Source organism: Paraburkholderia unamae, assembly GCF_003268775.1.
Lineage (GTDB): Bacteria > Pseudomonadota > Gammaproteobacteria > Burkholderiales > Burkholderiaceae > Paraburkholderia > Paraburkholderia unamae.
The window spans coordinates 118,810-141,599 of record NZ_QLSU01000013.1 but is presented as its reverse complement, the minus strand read 5'-3'; the positions used below and the strand labels follow the sequence as shown (position 1 = coordinate 141,599).

Sequence of the window (22,790 nt, the reverse complement as noted above, 5' to 3'; positions counted from 1 at the left end):
CCAGACGGAGTGGGCCCAAGAACGGGCGTCACACCCGCCCGTCGAATGCTCCAAATCGGATGCGAGTCCCGTACAAGCGGCCTGACCGTGCGCGATCCAAAATCGACGTCTTCAGTACACATTGATGAGGTGCCGCGAGACGCGCCTCGATGACTCATCAAACTCACGACGAGCACGCGTCCGCCTATATGAAGCGCACGAGAGATTCGCTGTACGGCCAATGGGTGGCCTGTATTGCACGTGCTTGCTTGCTCGTCATAGGAAGAGGGCGCTGGCGCGACTCCGCCACGGGACGGCAAAACTCGTGTGGCGTGTGTCATGGGCAATTCGCCGTTTGCCTTCAACTCAAAACGTCTGACGTGTGGCAATGGAAGCGCGTGGTGACTATGTGCTGTACACGAGTTCCCATCCCAGATGCACAGTCCTGCATACGCTTAAAATGCAACTAACCGAATGGTGATTCGTCTCCCACCGCACGAGTGCCAGCCCAACCGACCATTCAACCACAGCCTCCACCGCGGCAATCGTGAGGCGAGCACATGCAGCAACTAACCCGCACGCCGGAGGGCAGAGAAACTAGCCATTGGCATCACCGCCTCTTTACGCGCCCAACCTGCCTACTTGCCGAGCACAACCCATCAAACTCCACGTCCAAGCCCGTGAAACAATTCACGAAAAACGGAGAAATCCGCTAAAGCCTTACCCATAAACAACTTCAGGCCGAAAACCAACCAAATTCTAGGTGATGTTTCACGAATTCAAGAATTCTCCGACCCCGAAACACGGCTGAGAGAGCCGAACTTGCACAAAAACTGGTACCTAGCCGGCATCTCGTACGTTTCACTACGTATTCTGTAGTTCTCAGTAAAGCGCACCCAAACCAGCCACCGCCACCATCCTTCCACCGGCCCACACGCCTCACGCCAACATTCCAAGCGCTGTCTGCAACACCGCGCGCTTGTACTTCGCCTGCTGCTTCGGCAAAGCGGAAAACACCTGCAAGACATGTCCATAGGCAACCGTCTTGCTGATCCCGTTGAGCAGCATGAAGAACAGCACGTCCGCGTCGACCACCTTCAGCGCCTTACGCTTTCCCGCGTCGCTCAGCAGCGGAACGAGCACGTCGTGATACGGCCGAACGATCCGCTCCACGAGCAGATCGAAGCGCTCGCCTTCCTCGGTTGCCGCAGTCGCGAAGAAAAGTCCGATATCGGGTTCGTTGAACACCTTGTCGATGTAGATCTCAAGCGCTCGTTCCACGCGTTCGCGCGCGCCGAGTGCCGAGGCACGCAAACTCGCCGTCGCCGCGACCATGGGCCCGGTGTGTTCCGCGATCTGTTCGACCACGGCTTCCCAGAGCGCGTCCTTGGAACCGAAGTGATGCGCGAGCAGCGCCGCATCGACGCCTGACTCGCGCGCGATCTCGCGCACGCTCGTGGCGTCGTAGCCACGCTTCGCGAAAGTGTTGCGCGCGTTGCGCAAGAGCTTGTCGCGGCCGACCGAGGCGCCTTGCGCGGGTCTGCCGCGCGTGCGCTTTACCGCTGGCGACGTGTCCGGGGACGCTGCCTTTTTCATGCGTATCGACAGTTTTGGGGGCAATGAAGGAGAAAAGGGGAGAGGGCGCGCAGCGCTCCCCTCACTCGACGCAAGCCATGGCGCGATCGCGTCGCGCACGCGCGGCATCGAGCGCCTGCTCGTGCTCGGCGATCTTTTGCGGCACCGCTTCGCGCAGGAATTCGACCAGCGTCTTGATCTTCGCGTCGAGATACTGGCGCGAAGCGTAGAGCGCGTAAATATTGTGCGGTAGCGTGCGCACGTCGGGCAGCACCTGAATCAGGCTGCCTTCGCGAACGCACTGAAGCGCGGTCGGCACCGGCAGCAAGCCAATGCCCATGCCCGCCTGGGCGGCCTGTGCGAGTGCTTCGGCCATATTGACCGTAAGCGGCGCAGGTTTCGGTGTCCGAAACGAATTCGGTTCCACGTCTTCGAAGACCCACTGTGCCGAGGGCATGTCCTGCAAATTGAGTTGCAGGCAGGTGTGGTGTTCGAGATCCGCGAGCGTGCGCGGCGTGCCGCGCCGCGCCAGGTAGTCAGGCGCCGCGCACAGCACCGAGCGCGTGGAGCCGAGGCGTTGCGAAACGAGCGACGAGTCTTTCAGGTTCTGCGCGACGACGATCGCCACGTCGAACTTTTCCTCGAGCAGGTCGGGCGTGCGTTGCGAGAGCACGAGATCGACGCGGACATCCTCGAACTGCGCCGTGTATTGCGCGAGCAGCGGCGTGAGGTAATGCTGCCCGAAGCTGGCCGTGGCGTGAATGCGCAGCCTGCCCGCCGGTTGCGCGCTCGCGCCCATTGCCTCGGCGTCGGCCAGTTCGACCTGGTTGAGGATACGCTCGCAGTGCGAGAGATAGCGGCGGCCCGCGTCGGTCAGCGAGATCTGCCGTGTGGTGCGATTGAAAAGCCGGGTTTGCAGGCTCGACTCGAGTTCCATGATCGCGCGTGACACGGCGGCCGTGCTCAGCGACGCGCGCGCGGCCGCCTTGGCGAATCCCCCCGCTTGGGCGACCCTAATGAACATCTTCATGCTGCCCAGTTTGTCCATCTGATTCGTGTTGCTTTGGGGGCAATGCGCCGCGTCTTGCCGTGATGCGTGCGGGAATGAGGCGTACTGCGGGTGAAAGCGCGTCGCCGCGCCGTGGGGCTGCCGCCAATATTCAGCAGTCGATGAAATAATTCTACTGTGCCGCAAGTGCGCATGTCAAAGCACGACCGTGCATGTCGATTAAAATTGGGCCGCAATGCGCGCCTGCTTGCACAATTCAGCGGGCATCGCCCTTTTTTCCAATCAGCGCCACGAAATACAAAAGAGGACTCGTCGTGAAGTTCATCCACGCGGCAGACATCCACCTCGACAGCCCGCTACACGGACTGAGCGCCTACCCCGACGCGCCCGCCGCGCAGTTGCGCAACGCCACGCGCGAGGCCTTGCGCCTGCTTGTCGATCGCGCGATCGAAGAAGAGGTGGCCTTCGTCATCATTGCAGGCGATCTTTACGACGGCGACTGGAAAGACCACAACACCGGCATTTATTTCGGCCAGCAAATGGGGCGCCTGCGCAAGGCCGGCATTCGCGTTTTCGCGCTGTGGGGCAACCACGACGCGGAAAGCGAAATGACGAAGAAACTCACGCTGCCCGACAACGTGGTCGTGTTCAATCATCGCAAGCCCGAAACGCATCGGCTGGACGAATTTAAAGTCGCGCTGCACGGCCAGAGTTTCAAGGACAAGGCCGTGGTCGATAATCTCGCCGTGAGCTATCCGGCGCCGGTTTCCGGGCACTACAACATTGGCGTGCTGCATACCGCGCTCGAAGGCTATGCCGCACATGCGAGCTACGCGCCGTGCACGCGCGCAGAGTTGAACGCGAAGGGCTACGACTACTGGGCGCTGGGCCACGTGCACGAGTTCCAGCAGTGGACGGAACAATCGACCATCGTATTTCCCGGCAATTTGCAGGGCCGGCACATCCGGGAGACGGGCCGCCGCGGGGCGGTGCTCGTGACCGTCGAGGGCGGCCGCACCGAAGTCGAGCGCCTTTATCTCGACGTGCTGCGTTGGGAGTCGGTACACGTCGATGCAAGCGACTGTCTGAGCATTGCCGATCTGGCGCGTAAGATCGGTGCATCGCTTGAAGCGCTGCTGGACGTCGATCCTCATGTGCCGCGCGCCGTGCGCGTGACGGTGACCGGCAAGTCGCCGGCCCACGGTCTTTTCTTCGGGCGTGCCACGCAATTGCGCGCGGAGGTGCTCAACCAGATCGGCATCATCGGCAACGAAAAACTGTGGCTGGAAAAGGTCAGGCTCGAAACCAGCGAGGCGGATACGGCCGCCTCGCAAAATGAGCAACTCGAAGCGCTCGCGGATCTCAAGCAGATTCTCGAAGCGGCCGCGCAAGACCCTGAATTTCTTGCGCTGCTCGAACGCGATCTGCGGCCCTTCGTCGGCAAGGTGCGCAGCGAAGTCAAGGAAGACGCGCCGCTGCTCGAACTGGCCCGCGACGGCAAACTCGCCGCGCTGGTGGAGCAGGTGGGTCCTGCGCTGCTCGCGCGCCTTTCCACGGGGGAATAAGCCATGCGTGTGAAGCAACTCGATTTGATCAAATACGGCAAGTTCACCGATACGACCTTGCCGTTCCCGCACGCGGCACACGATTTCCACGTCATCGTGGGGCCGAACGAAGCAGGCAAATCCACGGTGCGTACCGCTGTGTCGGAACTTTTGTTCGGCATGCGCCTGCAAACGCCGCTCGACTTTCTCCACAACACGCCGGAACTGCGCATAGGCGGCGCGCTGGAGAACGGCGCGAGCGAGCAGCGGTTTCATCGCGCGCGCGGCCGCAATTCGCTGCGCACGCCGCAAGACGACAAACTACCCGACGATTTTCTCGCCGCGTTTCTCGACGGCGCGAGCAAGGAATTTTTCGAACAGATGTTCGGCCTCGATCACGCGCGGCTCGTGGAAGGCGGCCGCAGCATTCTCGACGCCTCGGACAAACTCGGTCAGGTGCTGTTCGAATCGGCCGCTGGCGTAGGGAGCCTCGGCCCCGTGCGCGAAGAACTGGAAAATCGTGCGACCGAACTCTGGGCGCCACGACGCAGTGGCAGTGCGTATGCACAGTCGGAAACGCAGTTCACGGAGGCAACGGGCGAACTGAGGGCCGCGCAGGTGCGCACGCGCGATTGGGTCGAAAAGAAGGAAGCGCTGGAAACGATCGAACAGGCCATCGAAAGCCTGCGGACCGAACAACGCGGCCTCGAATCGCAGCGCTCCAGACTGGAGCGCGTGCGACGGCTCGCGCCGTATCTCGGCGAACTTTTGCTCAAACAGAATGCGCTGGCCGAGTTGGGCGACGTGATCGATTTGCCGCCAACGGCGTATGCCGACCTGCTCAAGGCGCAAGCCGACATCGCCGCCGAGCGCAAGGTGCAGGAAGCGCGGCAGGCGGATCTCGCAGGCAAGGAAGCGGCGCGCGATGCGATCGAACCCGATCGCGCGGCCCTGTCACTCGCAGCGGAAATCGACGCGCTCGATGATTTGCGCGGCGTATGCGTGAATCATCCTCGCGAACTGGTCGTGCGCGAAACTGAAATACAGGGCCATCTCGACGCCGCGTTCGACGCCGCCGCGCAGCTCGACTGGCCAACCGACGAAGCGGGACTGCGCGCCGCGCTGCCCGGCGCACTCGCGCTAAAGACGGTGACGAATCTCTTGCGCGAGCATGGCGTGCGCGAACAGGCGCTCGCGACCGCACGCGAAGCGCATGACGAACTCGCGCGCAAACTGGCGCAATTGCGGGACGAACTGGCGCGCCTGCCTGGCATCGACGTGCCGTATGCGTTGCAGGCCGCGCTCGACATCGCGCGCGAGTTTCGCAACAGCGCAATTCAGGAAAGCGCACTCGAACGCGAATTCAAGGATGCGCAACGCGCGCTCGGCGAGAAGCTCGAACAACTCGGACAGTGGCGCAAGCCGGTAGAGGCGCTGCGCGCGCTCGATCTGCCTTCCGTCACGCGGCTTGCCGCGCTTCAAAAGGAGGAGAACGAGCGCATGGGCGCATTGGCTGCCGCGAAAGAAGCGGCGGCGCAAGCGTCGGATGAGATCGGCCGCCTCGACCTGGAAGAAAAGCATTTTACGCAGGGCAACAAGGTCGTCACGAGCGCCGAAGTGCAAGCGGCGCGCACGCGTCGCGACAGCGCGTGGGATGACGTCAAGCAGGCGCGCATTCATCTCGCAGAAGGTGCGCCGGCGGTCGACGATGCCATTCGTTTGGCCGACGAACTGATCGACGCGCAGCTCGGCACCTCGCAGGCGGCGGCCAGATTGCAGACGCTGCGTCAGCAGCTCGAAGCGGCGCGCGAGAACGGTCTACGCAAGCGCGCCGCCACGGGCGAACGCGAGCGCGAGCTCGACGCTTTTCACGCAGCGTGGAAGCAGATTGCCGACGGCGCGCAATTGCCGGGCATGCCTCTTGCTGACATGGCCGCCTGGCTTGCGAATCGCGAAGCCGCGCTCGCCGCGCAAAGCGAATGCGACCGGCGCGCGAGCGACCTCGAAGCGCGCCGGGCCTCGCGCGCGGCGGCGCACGCGGCGCTGCTCGATGCGCTGCGCGTGGTGTCGGACGTCAAAGAAGGCGATGCATTGGCGAGCTTGATCGGCGCGGCCGAAGCCTTCGTGCAGTCGGCGCAAAAGAGCGCCGTGCAGCGCGAAGGTCTGCAAACGCAGTTGCGCGACGCCGAGCGGGCCGACGCAGCCGCGCAATCCCGCCTCGCGACTGTGCAGGATACCTACGAAAAGTGGCAAACGCAGTGGCGCGAAGCGCTCGTGCAAGCCAATCTCGGCGCACGGGCCGCGACGCTCGCGGCCGCCGAAGGCGCTGTCGAGCTTGCCAATGGCGTTGCGGCCGCGATTTCGGACACCGAAGCACCCCGCCATCGCATTCGCGCGATCCGCACACAATTGCAAACTCTCGACGCCGACGCGCGGCGGCTGACCGAGGCGCTCGCGCCCGACTGGCTCGCGTCAAATCGCGGGAAAAGCGACGGAATCGAGCTGGCGCGACGGCTCGCATCGCGCCTTGCGTCGGCGCGCGAGACGGCGAAATCGCTCGCTCAGGCCGAGGCCGACGTGCAGGTCGCGCGCACGCGCGTAGCCGACGCCGCCGCAGCCGTGGCGGGCGCGCAGGCGCGCATCGAGCCGATCCTGAATCTGGCCGGTGTGGACGAAATCGACGCGGCCCTGCCGCTCGCACAGCGCTCGGACGCACGCCGTGCGCTGTCAAACGCAATCGAGGCGGCGCGAGACATGCTGGTGCGCGAGGGGGATGGCCTTGCGCAGGAAGCCATCGCGGCGGAAATCGCGGAGCAGCCGATTGCCGAAGTGCCGGCGCTGCTGGAAACGGTCAAGCAGGAACTCGAAACGCGCGGCCGGATATTGAGCGAGCGCCTGCAACAACAGGTGACGGCCGCCCAGGCATTCGATGCGATCAACGGCCAGGCCAACGCCGCACTCGCGGAAGCGAAACGCCAGGAAGCGCTGAGCGCAATGGGCGAAGCCGCGGAGCAATATCTCGAAGCCGCGACGGCGAGCCGGCTGCTCAAATGGGCAACGGACCGTTATCGCGACCAGAAACAAGGGCCGATGCTGCGCCGCGCGGGAGAAATATTCAGCGGTCTCACACTGGGCGAATTCGCGCGCCTCGTCGTGGACACGGAACGCAATCCGCCCGCGCTGCACGCGCGCCGCGGCAACGGTAAAAGCGTGGAAGTGAATGGCATGAGCGAAGGCACGCGCGACCAGCTTTTTCTTGCCCTGCGTATCGCGGCACTGGAATTGCAGCTGCAAAGCAAGGCGGCGTTGCCGTTCGTCGCCGACGACCTGTTCATCAATTTCGACGACGAGCGCGCAAAAGCCGGTTTCGAGGCATTACGGAATCTTTCCGCGAAAACCCAGGTGTTGTTTCTCACGCACCACGATCATCTTTTGCCGCTGATTCGCGAGGTATTCGGCGCACGGGTCAATGTCGTCGAATTGCAACGCGCGCGGGCCGTGGCGTAGCGGCGTGAAAGTTGCGCAAACAGAATTCACAAACGCGGTGTTTGCGCCACAATCAATAGTCTGATCAGAAAACGTGTTTTGCAGCACAATTCATGTGTTTAAAATTGCCAGTGTGTGTGATTTGACATCATAATCACCCTGTCCTTCGTGACGCCCCGGCAGGCCGAGATCGTATTTCGATCTGCCAATGAAGTCTGAAGGGTGTCCGTAAAATATCGTGAATAAGGAGGTGTACATGGTCACCCTGGATGCAATTCAATTGAAGATTGCAAAACTGCAAAAGCAGGCTGAAACGATCGTCGAAAAGCAGGCTTCGGTCGGACTCGCGAGAATTCGCGAACTGATGGCCAAACACGGCCTGAATCTCGCCGATATCGAACGTTTCGTCGGCAAGAAACGCGGCCGCAAGCCGGGCGCGAGCGCCAAAACGGCAACGAAGCGCGCGGTCGCGGCAAAATACGCCGATCCGAAAACCGGTGCGACGTGGACGGGCCGCGGCCGCGCCCCGCTGTGGATTCGCGACGTGAAAGACCGCTCGAAATTCCTGATCGACGGCAGTGCGGCAAATAGCACGGCAAATGGCGCAGCGAAGCCGGCCAAAAAAACGCGCGCCGCTTCGGGCACGTCGGCGGCGGCGAAAAAGACCGCAACGAAGCGCGCGGCAACGGCCAAACGCGCCAAGGCCGCACCGGCGAAAAAGGCCGCTCCCGCTAAAAAGGCGGCGCGTAAAACGGCGGGCCGCAAGCCCGCTGCAAAAGCGGCGCAAGGCGCTTCGGCAGCAGCTGCCTGAAGTTAGCAGATCGTTAGCAGTTAGCCGCTCGCGATTAAGCGAGAATCACTAGCGAGCAGGTGGCCGCGCCGGCGTTTTAACGCCCGCGGCCACTTTCACATGTGCGGCGCGAAAATACGCCCACTCCCTTACCCGATTACTCATTCCATACCCGATGTCCGGCTTTTCCCTGGCCTCCGGCCTTCTCGTGCCCCACCTTCAATCGCTCAGCGTGCCTGAACTCGTCGGCATCGCGCTTGCGCTCGTGCTGGGCGGCATGGTGAAGGGCGTGACCGGAATTGGCGTGCCGCTCGTGGCCATGCCGATCGTCACGCATTTTCTGCCGGTCAAGGAAGCGGTGCTTCTGCTGTCGATGCCGATCATTCTCGGCAATATTCCGCAGGCGCTCGAAGGCGGCGAAATGCTGCCGACCTTGCGCAATATCGCCGCGCCGTTAATCGGCACGGTCATTGGCAATGTGCTCGGGGTATCGGTGCTGATCGCGCTGGAACCGCATCACGCCCAGGCGGCTTCGGGCGTGGCGTTGATCGTCGCGGCGGTGCTGCTGCTCGTTTCGCCGCGCTTCACGCTCGCGCCCGCGCTCGTCAAGCCGGTGGGTTTCGCGCTCGGCTTCGGGGCCGCGCTCATGGAAAGCATTGCCGCCGTGCCGGGGCCGCTGCTCGCCATGTACCTGATCGCATCGGGCGCGACGGGGCGCACGTTCACCAAGCAGATTGCGATCATTCTCGTGGTGTCGGTCATCACGCTCATCACGACCTTCAGTCACGGCGCACACGCGAATCTCTCGGATCTCGCCGTTTCGGCGGCGGCCAGCCTGCCCGCCATCGCGGGCATGCTGATCATTCGTCCGTTGCGCGACCGGCTGCATCCGCTCGCGTTTCGCATGATCGTGCTGGTGTGCGTGCTCGCCGCCGCCGCGCAAATGATCGTCAAGTCGCACGTGCTGTTCTAACGGCGGCGAACCACGCGGCATTCAATGGCTGATCGCTTCGAGCGAGAGGCCGCGCGTGACGGGGCCGAGCAGAATCATCACGATGCCTACGAGCATCGAAGCGCCGATGAACACCGCCACGCCTGGCACACCGTAATGATGCAGCAGGATGCCGATCGCGAGCCCCGCGAACGCGGCCGCGATGCGGCTCCACGAATACACGAAGCCCACCGCGCGCGCCCGGATGCGCGTGGGATAAAGCTCGGCCTGATAGCCGTGATAGGCATACGACATCACGTTCGAAGCGAGCGTGAAAAACACGCCGAGCACGATGAGCACCCACGGCTGCGTCGCCTGTGCGAATAGCGTGATGACCACGGCCATGACCAGCAGGCCGCCGACGATTTGCGTCTTGCGCTCGAACTTGTCGGCAAACCAGACGCCAAGCAGCGGCCCGAACGGATTGGCGATCGCGATCACGAATGCGTAGGCAAGGCTTTGCGTGATATGCACGCCACGCGCGATGAGCAGTGTGGGCACCCATGCTGCGAAGCCGTAAAAGCCGATCACCTGCGCCATGTTGAAGATCGAGAGAATCACCGTGCGCCGCAAATAAGGCGGCCGCAGCACTTCGCCAAGCGAGCCGCGCCCGGCTTTTTCGAGCGCGATCGGACCGGGCGGCGGCAACGCCACGCCTTTTTCGGCGGCCACGCGGCGCTCGATATCGGCCACGATCCGCTCGGCTTCTTCCACGCGCCCGTTGCGCGCGAGCCAGCGCGGGCTTTCGGGAATGTGGCGGCGCAGGAACCACACCACTACCGCGCCCACCGAGCCGATCAGGATCACCACGCGCCAGTAGTCGAGGCCGATCGGGTGCGTGTCCTTGAGGATGAAGGCGAGAAACGCGACCACGGGCACGACGCTGAACGTGATGAACTGGTTCACCGCATAGGCGCGGCCGCGCTCCAGGCTCGGGATCAGCTCGGAAATATAGGTATCGATGGTCACGAGTTCGATGCCAATGCCGATGCCCGCGATAAAGCGCCAGATATTGAGCGCCTGGCCGGAGGTCTGAAACGCCATGATGGCCGTGCAGACGATGTACCAGATCAGCGACCAGGTGAAAATGATGCGGCGTCCGAAGCGGTCGGCGACCTGGCCGAACGCGAGCGCGCCCACCCAGAGCCCGGCGAACGTCGAAAACACGAAGGTGCCGAAACCGGCCACCTTGAGCGGCCCGAGCGCCGAAAAGAAGCCGAGCGATTCCGGCGTGAAGAGGCCGGAATGCACCATGCCTGGCGCGACATAGCCGGTAAAGAACAGATCGTAGAACTCGAATACGCCGCCGAGCGAAAGCAGAATCACCATGGACCAGACGGTGCGTGACGGCGGTAGCCGGTCGAAGCGGGCGGCAATCTCCGCCGATTTTTCAATGGACATCCCGAGGCCTCATTACATTTTGAAAGCATGTGGGGAACAAGGTGTGCATGCATCGATGCCTTGGCAACGCATGCCATAGCACGCAGCTTATTGATGCGGCGACATGGAGGCACCTGGTTGAAACCCAAACGACGCATGCTTCAGGCGAGCGTTCGGGGAGCGCGTCAAACCACGCTCGCGCCCGCGTGGCTCACGCGGTTGCGTCCCGCGTGCTTGGCGGCGTAGAGCGCGGCGTCGGCGGCTTCGATTAGCGCGTTGGGAGAAGTGGCCACGACCGCATCGCGCGTGGCGCATCCCGCGCTTACGGTAACGAGGCCGCCTGAGGCGGGCGAGGGCATGCCGAGCTGCTCGACGGCCTGGCGTGCGCGCTCCGCAAGCGCGGCGGCCTCCTCGGCGCCGGTGTCCGGCAGCACCAGCGCGAATTCTTCGCCGCCGTAGCGCGCGACAAATCCGGAGGACGGGCGCGGGCCGCCCGCGTGGGTGTCCGCAAGGGTATTGGCAAGCGCGCCGGCGACGGCGCCGAGGCACGCGTCGCCGTGCAGGTGACCGAAGGCGTCGTTGTAGTGCTTGAAGTGATCGACGTCGATCATGATGAGCGAGAGCGGCTGGCCGCTGCGTGTCGCGCGATCGAAGGCCGCGCGGAACTGCTCGTCGAAATAGCTGCGGTTATAGACGCGCGTGAGCGCGTCGCGTGCGGCGGCGCGGATCAGCGAGGCATGTTCTTCGGCAAGCTGGCGATAGAGCGCCGTCACTTCCCAAACCAGCACGCACACGAGCACGCCCGGCGCAAACATGCTGAATACGCGCGCGACATACCAGCCCAGCGTGAAGCGCTCGATGCTGAGCGTGTTGAGCGAGGTATCGACGAGCGAGGCCAGCAACGCCACCACGATCCACAAATCGAGCACGAGACGCAGCCGCCCTTTGAGCAGCACGAGTGCGATGGCAATGACATTGAGCGCGCAGATCACGAGACCCGCAGTGTTGCTCGCGATCGCCGCCCCCGGCGCAAGCGCGGGCACAGCCTCAACGTCATGAAACGGCGAAGCGAGATCGACGTGGGTGACGAGCACGCCAAGCAGGGCGGCGATCGCGGCGGGCGCCGCGATCAGCAGCCAGCCGCGCGCGTCGAGGCGCTCGCGCGTGAACGCGGGTCCGGGCAGGCGCTTGCGCACGAGCTCGGCCACGATCACGAACAGCGGAAAGCCGCCGTGCCAGAACACCCACATCCATGCAGCGCTATGCGGGAGCGCGCCGAGCAGCCCGGCACGGGCGAACACGCCCGGAAACATCAGCAGTTGCAGCGCGACGGCGATGGCCGTGAACGCATACGCGCCGCCGAGCGCGGCGAGCATGGCCACGCGCGTGGCCGCGAAGCGCGCGCCGAGCAGAAACGCCGCGATGCCGGAGGTGGTGAAGACCGTGAGCGCGCACATCGGCATGAACGGTCCGATGGCGGGCAGCGTGTCGCGCGCGCGGGGCGCGGCGAGCGCGAGCGTGAGCAGGATCGCGAATGCGCAGACGCTGGCGAAGATCGCCTGCCTGCGTGTTGCCGGTCCGATCAGCAAGCCATCCATTTGGGTCGTTGCGTGTGTGGGGTTCGGTCGGGAAACCATCTGGCATGGAGCCGGCGCGCGATACGTTCGGCAGCCGGGCCGCAGCTCATTGTGCGCCGAATTGGTCATTAGTGGGGCACGGATGCACGAGCCCGCTAATATTGAGTTTCGTATTCGAGCGCGCTACATTGGGCGCGCACATTTGGGTCTCGCCCGATTGGTGAAACTGGTGAATGCGTCGTGCGGACTTGCCTCATGTAATTCGGATGTAAGGATCACTGATGATGCATCGCGTATCGCGTGAGCGCCGCGAAGCCGATGGCTGGCTCTCCGGTCGCGCGGGCGAGGCGCGGCTTGGCTGGGTCGCGCTGGCGCTGGGCGTCGTGCTCGGCGTGCTCGCTCTCGTGCCGGATCTGCCGCTCGATGCGCGCGCGTGCGCCGTGCTGTCGAGCGCGTGCCTCAATCTTTTCATCGCCGTTTTCGGCACGCGCTTGCCGGCTTCGCGCGCGCCTCGCGGCGAGCCTGTCACCCGAACCTTGCTGCACGTCGCGCGCCTCGCCCTGCGGCGCGATTCGCAAGTCGCGGAAATGCGCGGCCTGCTGCTTTCGCTTCCGTGGCAAGGGTGGGTCGCGCCGCTTGCCGCGCTCGTTTCGTTCGCGCTCAACGTCTATGCGTGGATGCGCCCCGCGTATGCGTTACCCGTTGCGCAACGCGGGGCCGCGCCTTTGCTCGTTGCGGGCGCCGGCGCGTTGCTCATCGCTTTCGCTGCGCTGGTAGCCGAGCGCTTCCATGCGCAGCGCGTAGGGGAGTCGCACGCCGCTGCCACGCTTGCGGGGCTGTTGCGCGTCGTGCTCGCCGCCGCGTTGAGCATGACGGCGTGCGCGGCGGCGCTGGCGTACACGGGCGAATCGCTTACGTGGCTCGTGCGTGCGCTGGCCGTGCTTACCGGTGCGATCGCGCTGGAACTCGGCGCGCGCGCCGCGCTCGCGACGCTGGCCCCGCCCGCTGAGGCCTGGCGCCTGCGCAGCGCCATCGCTTGCGCCTTGCGATGGCAGCCCCACCCGCTTGCCGCGCTCAATGCGCAATTGCGCATGCGCTACGGCATCGACTTGCGGCAGAACTGGGCGCTGCAAAGCGTCGTGCGGCTCCTGCCCGCCGCGCTGGTGGCGATGGTGGCGGCAGGCTGGCTGTTGGGCGGCGTTGCGATTCTCGGCCCGGATCAGCGCGCCGTGTACGAGCGCTTCGGCGCGCCCGTTGCCGTGTGGCAGCCGGGGCTGCACGTCGGCCTGCCTTGGCCCTTCGGCCGCGCGCGCGTGATCGACAACGGCGCCATCCGTCAACTGATCGTCTCGGGTAGCGCGAACGACAACAGTCGCGCCGCGCCGCCGGTTTCCGCCGATGGCGAGACGCCCTCGCAACTGAACCGCCTGTGGGACGTGCAGCATCCCTGGGAGACGACGCAGGTGATCGCGGGCACGAGCGGCGAGCAGCAGGCGTTCCAGATCGTCAGCGCGGACGTGCGGCTCGATTACCGCGTGGGCCTCTCGGACGCGGCCGCGCGCGCCTCGCTTTACCGCGCCGTCGACATGGACGCCACCGTGCGCTCGATCGCGAACCGCGAAGTCGTGCGCTATCTCGCCTCCCGCACGCTGCAAGCGCTGCTCGACACGCCGCAAACGGCGATGGCCGGCGAATTGCGCGCCGCAGTGCAGCACGAGCTGGACAGGCTCGCGAGCGGCGTGGAGGTGGTGGCGGTCGTGATCGAGAGCGTGCATCCGCCCGCGGGCGCGGCCGCGGCGTATCACGGCGTGCAGGCCGCGCAGATCCGCGCCCAGGCGAGCGTGGTGCAGGCGCGCGGCTTCGCGGCGGCCGCGCTCGGGCAGGCGCGGCAGCAGGCGATCGGGACGGTCGCACAAGGCAGCGCGAACGCGGCGGACACGCTGGCCGCCGCGCGCGTGCAGCAGATCGGTTTCGATGCCGATGTGATCGCGCAGCAGCTTGGCGGCCCGGCATTCGGCTTTGAGTATTACCTGCACAGCCTGCAAAAAGGCCTGAAGGACGCGAGCGTGACGGTGATCGACGACCGGCTCGCGAGCGGGAACCGCGCGACCATCGATCTGCGCGCGTTGAGCCCGGTCACGGCGGCAGGCATCAAGCAGGCGTGGTAACGCAGCAGCCCTATCTATATAGAGCAAGGTGATCCGAACGTGAGCTTTCTGCATACGCACGGCGATGCGCACTCTCATCCTCATCACGGCCACGCCCACGAGGGCTCGGGCGCATCGGGGCCCGTGAATCCCCGGCGTTTTGCGCTGCGCGCGGCGTTCGCGCTGTTCTGCGTGCTCGTCGCGCTCATCGTGGCGAGCGTCGTGCAGGTGCGCGAGGGCGAGGCCACCGTCGTCACCCGCTTCGGCGACCCGGTGCGCGTGCTGTTGCGGCCCGGCCTCGCATGGCGGCTGCCCGCGCCCATCGAGGCGGCCGTGCCCGTGGACCTGCGCCTGCACACCACGTCGAGCGGCTTGCAGGACGTCGGCACGCGCGATGGCCTGCGCATCATCGCGCAGGCCTACGTGGCGTGGCGTGTGCCCGCCAATGCCGCCGACATCGGCCGCTTCGTGCGCGCGGTGCGCAACGAGCCCGACGAGGCCGCGCGCCAGATCCGCTCGCTCGTCGGCTCCGCGTTGCAGACCACCTCGGCGGGCTTCGATCTGGCCTCGCTCGTCAACACCGATGCTTCGCAAGTGCGCATCGGCGCATTCGAAGAGGCGTTGCGCCGCCAGATCGACGCCCAGGTGTACGCGGCATATGGCGTGCATGTCGTGCAGGTCGGACTGGAGCGCCTCACGCTGCCCGCCGTGACGCTCGCGGCGACCGTCGATCGCATGCGCGCCGAGCGCGAGACCGTGGCCGCGCAGCGCACGGCGGATGGCCTGCGCGAAGCCGCGCAGATCCGCTCGGACGCCGATCGCGACGCGCGCGTGCTGATCGCCGACGCCAACGTGAAAGCCGCCGACATCGAGGCGCAATCGCGCAAGGACGCGGCGGCCATCTACGGCAAGAGCTACGCCGCCGACCCGCAGCTCTACACGATGCTGCGCTCGCTCGACACGCTCGGCACCGTCGTCAACGCCAACACGAACCTGATCCTGCGCACCGACGCCGCGCCATTCCGCGCGCTCGTGCAGGGGCCGCCGGGGCTTGGCGCCGCGGCGCCGGCGACCGGCGCGGTGGTTGCGCCCGCCACGATTTCTCACGCTCGCGGGCACACGCGATGAGCACGCGCGAAGCGTTCCCTGTGCTCGGCCCCGGCGCGCAGGCGGTGCGGCTGTCGTTCTGGTTCGTCGCGGTGCTGGCGGTGCTCGCCGCGCTCGCGTGGGCCACTTCGAACGTGCGCCGCATTCCGGCGGACAGCAGCGCCGTCGTGATGCGCTTTGGCGCCTACGTGCGCAGCCAGGGCGCGGGTCTGCTCGTGGCGTGGCCTCGGCCGTTCGAAACCGTGCAGCTCGTGCCGGGCAGCGAGCGCGTGCTCGAACGGCGCATCGTTTCGCTCGCACGCGACCCGCAAGCGGGCACGCAACTGAGCGAAGCGAGCGACGCGCTGGCGGGCTCCGGCTATGTGCTCACGGGAGACAACGGCGTCGTGCAGTTGAGCGCGACGCTGTTCTACCGCGTGAGCGACCCCTATGCGTACGCGTTGCAGCTCGAACATCTGGACGCCGCGATCGAGCGTGTCGTCTCGGCGGCGGTCGTGGAGACGGCCTCGCGGCGCGACCTCGATTCGATCCTCGTCGCGCGCCCGGAACTCGTGGCCGCCGACCAGCAGATGGCCGCGCGCCGCGAGCAATTGCGCGGCGATCTCGCGAGCGCGATCCAGCGGCATCTCGATGCGCTTGCCGCCGCGCATGCGAGCCTCGGCATCGAAGTCGCGCGCGTGGACCTGGAGACATCGTTTCCCGCTTCGGCCGTCGATGCTTTCAACGCGGTACTCACCTCGCTACAGAACGCCGAGCGCGACGTGGCGCAGGCGCGCACCCTCGCCGAGAAAACGCGCCAGCACGCGCAGCAAAGCGCCGATCGCATCGTGCAGGATGCCGAAGCCAACGCGGCCGAGCGGGTGGCGACGGCGCAGTCCGAGACATCCACGATCGTGCAGCTCGAAGCGGCGCTCGGCGCGAACCACGACCCCGGCCTGCTCGCGCGCGCGTATCGCGACCGTGTGCAGGCGGTGCTCGCCCGCGCGGCGCGCGTGACGACGCTCGATCCGAACGACGCGTCGAGCCTCGTATTGCCGGGGCGCGCGCCATGACGACGCCACTCGAAACACCGGCGAGAGAGGACGCGCCCGGCCTCGTGCGCGAACCCGCTCACACGCATGAGCGCCCTGCGTCACAGCCGGGCGCGGCGCTCGCCATGTCGGACGCGGAGCGCCGCGCGATCACGCGCGACACGCTGCTGGCGCTTCTCGCGGGCGGCTTGCTGCTGCTCTCGCTTGCGTGGCCGCACATGGCGTCCGGCAACGCCACGCTCGCGCAACTGCTCGCGGCGGCGGCCTCGCTCGTGGTCGCGCCGCCGGTGTTCGCGGGTGCGTGGCGCAGCCTCAAGACGCCGAGCCTGCACGGCGTGACCGACCGCCTGATCGCGCTCGCCATGCTCGGCGCGTGGGCCGTGGGCGACATGACGACCGCCGCGCTCCTGCCCATCGTCATGACTTTCGGTCACGCACTCGAAGAGCGCAGCGTGCTCGGCTCGCAGGAAGCCATTCGCGCGCTGGGCCGCCTGACTACCGGCGAGGTGCGGCGCGTGAGTGCGGCGGGCGCGATCGAAACCGTGCCCTACGAAGCGCTGCGCGCGGGCGACGTGGTGGATGTGCTGCCCGGCGCGCGCGTGCCAGCGGACGGCGTGGTGCGGCACGGACGCTCGGCCATCGACAATAGCGCGATCACGGGCGAATCGTTGCCGCAGGACGCGGGCGAGGGCGCGCGCGTGTTCGGCGGCGCGATGAATCTGGACGGCCCGCTGCGCGTGGAGATCACCGAGGTCGGCGAGGCCTCGACGCTCGGCAAGGTGGTCGAACTGATGCAGCGCGCCGAGGCCGCCAAGCCGCCCATTACGCAGGCGCTGGAGCGCTACATGGACGCGTATCTCGCGCTCGTGCTGCTGATCGCCGCGATCGTGTGGTTCGTGAGCGCGAACGCTTCGGCCATGCTCGCCGTGATCGTCGCGGCATGTCCGTGCGCGCTGGTGCTGGCCGCGCCCTCCACGGCGATTGCGGGCATCGCGGCGGGTGCGCGGCGCGGCATTTTATTCAGGAATGCCGTGTTTCTCGACACACTTGCCGAGATCGATACGCTCGTCATCGACAAGACGGGCACGCTCACGCATGGCGAATTGCGCGTGACGAAGGTGGCGTTGCAGCCGGGCGTGGGGGAGGGCGAGGCCCTCGCGCTGGCTGCGCGGCTCGCGCAAGTGAGCGCCCACCCGGTGTGCCGCGCGCTCGAACGTCATGCAGTGGCCGATTTGTCGCCGGGCGGGCAACACAGCGAACCGAAAAGCGAACCACCCACGCACGCGCGGGAACTGCGCGGCCTCGGCGTGCTTGCGCCCATGCCCGAGGGCGAGGCCGTGCTGGGCCGCTTCGATCTGCTCGAACAGTACGTGAGCATGCTGCCGCCCATGCCTGCGGAGCTGGACGGCCCATGCGTGGGCCTTGCGCTCAACGGCCGCCTGCTCGCATGGTTCGGCTTTGCCGACACGGTGCGCGCGGAGGCCCGCGAAGCGCTCGATGCACTGCGCGCCCTCGGCATCGAACGCGCGACGCTGCTCACAGGCGACCGCGAGCGCGTGGCGCGGCGCGTGGCCGCCGAGGTCGGCATCGACACGGTGGTGGCGCATGCGCTGCCGCACGACAAGCTCGACTACGTGCTGCGCGAGATCGAGGCGGGACATCATCCGCTCGTGGTCGGCGACGGCCTCAACGACGTGCTCGCGATCAAGGCGGGCTCGACGAGCGTGGCGATGGGCGAGCGCGGCATCGACATCGCCGTGGCCTCGGCCGATATCGTGCTGCTCGCCGACGACCTGCGCCGCGTGCCGGACAGCGTGCGCCTTGGGCGGCGCTGCCGGCGCATCGCCACGACGAACGCCGCGATCGGTCTCGCCTGGACCGTGGCGGTCATCACGCTTGCGGCGCTGGGTGTGCTCAGCGCCGTGGCGAGCGCCGTGCTGCACAACGTGGGCACATTCGTCGTGATCGCGAACGCGGGGCGTCTGCTGCGCGAGAAGTGACGCCCGCCGGTGCGCAACGCCGCGTTACTGCGGCGCCGACGTCAATGCGCGCAACTGCTCCAGCAGCTTCGCCGCCGGACTCGGCAGGATGCCGTGCCGCCGGCGAAACGCGGTGAGCGTGCGGCGCCCTTCGACGCCCGGCATGTCGAGCGTATCGAACACGCCCGCCCGGCTCTCGGTGAGATACATCGTCGAGGCCATCCAGCTCAGGAAGCCCGCGCGCGCCACGAGGCTCTTGAGCGCCGTGATCGAGCGCGTTTGCACCACCACGTTCGGCAGGCCCAGCCCTTGCGCCGCGAAGGCCTGCTCCATGTGCTCGAACGGCGCCGTGCCGCGCGGCGGAATCGCCCATTGCGCGTTCAGCGTATCCGCGAGTGTGAGGTTCGGCTTCGTGCGCAGCGGATGATCGTGCGCCGCCACCACATAGCTGCAATCTTCCCAGCGGCAATCGCCAATGGCCGCGATTTCGTCGGTGTCGGGCACGGCCATGCTGAGCGCGAGGTCGATCTCGCGTTTGACGAGCGCGTCGGCGAGCCGGTCCCACACGCCTTCGAGAATCTCGACGCGCAGCCCCGGCCAGCGGCGCAGCACGCCGCTCACCGCGAGCGGCAGCACGAGGCTCGCGATGCTGCCCACGGCCCCCACGCGGATCGTGCCGCGCGCGAGGCCGCGCATGGCGTCGATTTCCTCGCGCGCCTGCTCGGCTTCGCGCTGGAGCAGGATGGCGTGCGGCAGGAGCGCCTCGCCCACGGCGGTGAGGTGCATGCCGCGCGAATGGCGCTCGAAGAGGGGCGCGCCCACCTGTTCCTCCAGGCGGCGGATCGCGCGCGAGAGCGCCGGCTGCGTCACGTGCAGCGTTTCGGCGGCGCGCCCGAGACTGCCCGCGGAGACGATCGTGGCGAACGCGTGGAGTTGCTGGAGGTTGTAAGTCATGCCTAAAGGTAATGCCTTTGAGCCAATTCAGCAATTTTCGGTTACCCGTAGCGTCGTGATAATGGGCCCTCTATTGAACGACGCGCTTTTTTGACAGGAGGCCTTGGATGACCGGCAGCGCGCCTCAGCATCAACATCAGCAACCCGACGCCTTTACCGTGCGCGACGCGGTCATCGACTTCGCGCGCCGCGTGGGCATGACCTCGATCTTCGCGAACCCCGGCTCGACCGAACTGCCCATGTTCCGCGACTTTCCCGCCGACTTCCGCTACGTGCTGGGCCTCCAGGAAGCCGTCGTGGTGGGCATGGCCGATGGCTACGCGCAGGCCACGGGCAACGCCGCGCTCGTGAACCTGCACTCGGCGGCGGGCGTGGGCAACGCCATGGGCAACATCTTCACGGCGTTTCGCAACCGCACACCGCTCGTCGTCACGGCGGGCCAGCAGGCGCGTTCGATCCTGCCCTACGATCCGTTTCTCGCGGCGACCCAGGCCACCGAACTGCCCAGGCCCTATGTGAAATGGAGCATCGAACCGGCGCGCGCGCAGGACGTGCCGCTCGCGATTGCGCGCGCCTATGCGATCGCCATGCAGGAGCCGCGCGGCCCGGTGTTCGTCTCGATTCCCGTGGACGACTGGGACCAGCGCGCCGAGCGCGTGCCTGAGCGCGCGCTCGCGCACACCACGCGCCCCGAGCCCGCGATGCTGGAGCGCATCGGCGCGGCGCTCGACGCCTGCGCGCGGCCCGCCTTCGTGGTGGGCGGCGCGGTGGATCGCGCGGGTGGGGCGGACGACGTGGTGTGGCTCGCCGAGCGCCATCGCGCGCGCGTGTATGTTGCGCCCATGACGGGCCGTTGCAGTTTCCCCGAGAAGCATCCTCAGTTCGCGGGCTTTCTGCCCGCCATGCGCGAGCGCATCGTCGAACGGCTGGGCGGTCACGACCTCGTGTTCGCAATCGGCGCGCCGGCCTTCACGTATCACGTGGAAGGCCACGGCCCGCACGTGCCGCCGGGCGCGGTGCTGTGCCAGTTGACCGACGATCCGGGCACCGCCGCCTGGACGCCGGAAGGCATGGCGGCTGTCGGCAACGTGCGCCTGGGCGTGCTCGATCTGCTGGCGCGACCCGCGCCCGTCATCGAGCGCGCGATGCCCGCGCGGCGCGCCGTGCCGCCGCGCGCGAGCGCACCCGCCGGGCCGGGCGAGCGCATGTCGGTGGCGTACGCGCTGCAAACGCTCGCCGCCGTGCGCGACGCGGGCACGACGGTCGTGGAGGAAGCGCCCAGCTCGCGCCCGGTGATGCAGACGTATCTGCCGTTCGAGCGCCCTGGCACGTTCTTCACGATGGACAGCGGCGGCCTGGGCTACGGCATGCCCGCCGCCGTGGGCGTGGCGCTCGCGAGGCCCGGCCAGCGCGTGATCGCGCTGATCGGCGACGGCTCCAGCATGTATTCGATCCAGGCAATCTGGAGTGCGGTGCAGCTCGGCCTGCCAATTACCTTCGTCATCCTCAACAATACGCGCTACGCGGCGCTCCGGGACTTCGCGCCCGTGTTCGGCTTCAAGCCGACCGACCCGGTGCAGGGCACCGACCTGCCGGGCCTCGATTTCGTGGCGCTGGCGGCGGGCATGGGCTGCCCCGGCGTGCGAGTGAGCGAAGCGGCCCGGTTACGCGATACGCTTGATGCCGCGCTGGCCGGGCAGGGACCGATGCTCGTCGAAACGATCGTCGCCTGAACGGTGCGCACGCAACCAACCGATAGAAATCAACGAGGAAACAGGACATGCAAACCGTAACGATGCTGATCGACGGCGAAGCGGTACAGGCGCGCGACGGCGCGACGTTCGAACGCCGCAATCCGCTGGACGGCACGGTGGCGAGCCGCGCGAGCGCGGCCACCGTGGAAGACGCCGTGGCGGCCTGCGACGCCGCAGCGGCCGCGTTTCCCGTGTGGTCGGCCATGGGGCCGGGCGAGCGCCGCGCGCTGCTGACGAAGGCGGCGCACGCGCTCGAAGCGAAAGCGGACGCGTTCGCCGCCGCCATGGCGGCCGAAACCGGCGCGTCGGGCATCTGGGCGGGCTTTAACGTGCATCTCGCGGCGGCGGGGCTGATCGAGGCGGCCGCGCTCACCACGCAGATGGGTGGCGAGCTGATTCCCTCCGACGTGCCCGGCAGCCTCGCCATGGGCGTGCGCCAGCCGGCGGGCGTCGTGCTCGGCCTCGCGCCGTGGAATGCGCCCGTGATCCTCGCGGTGCGCGCGATCGCGCTGCCGCTCGCGTGCGGCAATACCGTCGTGCTCAAAGGCTCGGAAATCTGCCCGGCCACGCACGGGCTCATCATCGCGGCGATGCAGGAAGCGGGGTTGCCGCGCGGCGCCGTCAACTTCGTGACCAACGCGCCCGCCGACGCCGCGCGCGTGGTGGAGGCCATGATCGCGCACCCCAAAGTGCGCCGCGTGAACTTCACGGGCTCCACGCGCGTGGGCCGCATCATCGCAGGGACTTGCGCGCGCTATCTCAAGCCCGCGGTGCTGGAACTGGGCGGCAAGGCGCCGCTCGTCGTGCTCGACGACGCCGATATCGAAGCGGCGGCGCACGCGGCCGCGTTCGGCGCGTTCGCCAATTCCGGGCAGATCTGCATGTCGACGGAGCGCATCATCGTCGACGAAAGGATTGCCGATGCATTCGTCGCGCGGCTCGGCGAGCGGGCGCGCGCGCTGCCGCTCGGCGACCCGCGCGAAGGGCCGGTGGTGCTCGGCTCGGTGGTGGACATGAGCACGGTTGAACGCTGTAACGCGCTGATCGACGACGCGCTCGCCAAGGGCGCACAACTTGTCTGCGGCGGCAAGGCCGACAGCACGCTCATGCCCGCCACGCTGCTCGACCGTGTCACCCCCGAAATGCGCCTCTACCACGACGAATCGTTCGGGCCGGTGAAGGGCATCGTGCGCGTGCGCGGCGAGGAAGCCGCGATTGCGTGCGCGAACGATAACGCGTACGGGCTTGCGTCGGCGGTATTCAGCCGCGATACCGCGCGCGCGTGGCATGTCGCGCAGCGCATCGAATCGGGCATCTGCCATATCAACGGGCCGACCGTGCACGACGAAGCGCAAATGCCGTTCGGCGGCGTGAAGGAGAGCGGCTTCGGGCGCTTTGGCGGCAAAGCGGGCATTGCGGAATTCACGGAACTGCGCTGGATCACCATGCAGACCGCGCCGCGTCACTATCCGTTCTGAGGGCGCGCC

General features: G+C 66.8%; 15 protein-coding genes. 10 read left to right on the top strand and 5 right to left on the bottom strand.

Translation table 11 applies throughout. The features are described 5' to 3' along the window. Positions 1 to 918: 918 nt before the first annotated feature. Positions 919 to 1,575, bottom strand: a complete 657-nt coding sequence (locus C7401_RS22145; RefSeq protein WP_112173540.1) for a TetR/AcrR family transcriptional regulator — start codon at positions 1,573 to 1,575, stop codon at positions 919 to 921. 61 nt (positions 1,576 to 1,636) lie between these two features. Then, positions 1,637 to 2,584: a LysR family transcriptional regulator gene (locus C7401_RS22140; protein WP_372460398.1), complete on the bottom strand. Its 948-nt coding sequence runs from the start codon at positions 2,582 to 2,584 to the stop codon at positions 1,637 to 1,639. 293 nt (positions 2,585 to 2,877) lie between these two features. Here C7401_RS22140 and C7401_RS22135 point away from each other — a divergent pair, with 293 nt between their 5' ends. The 4 genes from C7401_RS22135 (at position 2,878) to C7401_RS22120 (ending at position 9,356) form a co-directional block, all read left to right on the top strand. Further along, positions 2,878 to 4,128 (top strand): metallophosphoesterase family protein, encoded by a 1,251-nt coding sequence (locus C7401_RS22135; protein ID WP_112173538.1) that lies wholly within the window; start codon positions 2,878 to 2,880, stop codon positions 4,126 to 4,128. 3 nt (positions 4,129 to 4,131) lie between these two features. Beyond that, positions 4,132 to 7,614 carry an ATP-binding protein gene (locus C7401_RS22130; RefSeq protein WP_112173537.1) on the top strand — a complete coding sequence of 1,161 codons (3,483 nt, stop codon included), beginning with the start codon at positions 4,132 to 4,134 and terminating at the stop codon, positions 7,612 to 7,614. Positions 7,615 to 7,849: 235 nt separating this feature from the next. Continuing rightward, positions 7,850 to 8,404: an H-NS histone family protein gene (locus C7401_RS45965; protein WP_112173536.1), complete on the top strand. Its 555-nt coding sequence runs from the start codon at positions 7,850 to 7,852 to the stop codon at positions 8,402 to 8,404. Between the two features lie 154 nt (positions 8,405 to 8,558). Continuing rightward, complete coding sequence (locus C7401_RS22120; protein WP_112173535.1) at positions 8,559 to 9,356, top strand: sulfite exporter TauE/SafE family protein; 798 nt, start codon at positions 8,559 to 8,561, stop codon at positions 9,354 to 9,356. A gap of 21 nt (positions 9,357 to 9,377) precedes the next feature. Here C7401_RS22120 and C7401_RS22115 read toward each other — a convergent pair whose 3' ends face one another. Then, a complete protein-coding gene (locus C7401_RS22115) occupies positions 9,378 to 10,703 on the bottom strand; it encodes an MFS transporter (RefSeq protein ID WP_208949028.1) in 1,326 nt (441 codons plus the stop codon). A 236-nt stretch (positions 10,704 to 10,939) separates the two neighbouring features. Next, on the bottom strand, positions 10,940 to 12,352 hold the full coding sequence (locus C7401_RS22110) for a sensor domain-containing diguanylate cyclase (protein ID WP_112173533.1): 1,413 nt from the start codon (positions 12,350 to 12,352) through the stop codon (positions 10,940 to 10,942). 260 nt (positions 12,353 to 12,612) lie between these two features. Between C7401_RS22110 and C7401_RS22105 the strand changes: the two genes are divergently transcribed. Genes C7401_RS22105 through C7401_RS22090 form a run of 4 tightly spaced genes read left to right on the top strand, consistent with a single transcriptional unit; the run spans position 12,613 to position 18,616 of the window. Continuing rightward, positions 12,613 to 14,499, top strand: a complete 1,887-nt coding sequence (locus C7401_RS22105) for an SPFH domain-containing protein (protein WP_258397185.1) — start codon at positions 12,613 to 12,615, stop codon at positions 14,497 to 14,499. A gap of 39 nt (positions 14,500 to 14,538) precedes the next feature. Further along, positions 14,539 to 15,606 (top strand): protease modulator HflC, encoded by a 1,068-nt coding sequence (gene hflC / locus C7401_RS22100; RefSeq protein WP_112173532.1) that lies wholly within the window; start codon positions 14,539 to 14,541, stop codon positions 15,604 to 15,606. Then, a complete protein-coding gene (hflK, locus tag C7401_RS22095; protein ID WP_112173531.1) occupies positions 15,603 to 16,637 on the top strand; it encodes a protease modulator HflK in 1,035 nt (344 codons plus the stop codon). The genes hflC and hflK overlap by 4 nt, the downstream gene beginning before the upstream one ends. Beyond that, entirely contained in the window at positions 16,634 to 18,616 is a 1,983-nt protein-coding gene (locus C7401_RS22090; RefSeq protein WP_112173530.1) for a heavy metal translocating P-type ATPase, read from the top strand. Before hflK ends, C7401_RS22090 begins: the two co-directional genes overlap by 4 nt. A gap of 24 nt (positions 18,617 to 18,640) precedes the next feature. Here the strand turns inward: C7401_RS22090 and C7401_RS22085 are convergent, their stop codons facing one another. Further along, entirely contained in the window at positions 18,641 to 19,549 is a 909-nt protein-coding gene (locus C7401_RS22085) for a LysR family transcriptional regulator (protein WP_112173529.1), read from the bottom strand. A gap of 107 nt (positions 19,550 to 19,656) precedes the next feature. On the opposite strand from C7401_RS22085, the gene mdlC reads away from it, so the two are divergent. Beyond that, complete coding sequence (mdlC, locus tag C7401_RS22080; protein WP_112173528.1) at positions 19,657 to 21,282, top strand: benzoylformate decarboxylase; 1,626 nt, start codon at positions 19,657 to 19,659, stop codon at positions 21,280 to 21,282. Between the two features lie 47 nt (positions 21,283 to 21,329). Further along, a complete protein-coding gene (locus tag C7401_RS22075; protein ID WP_112173527.1) occupies positions 21,330 to 22,781 on the top strand; it encodes an aldehyde dehydrogenase in 1,452 nt (483 codons plus the stop codon). Positions 22,782 to 22,790: the final 9 nt, after the last annotated feature.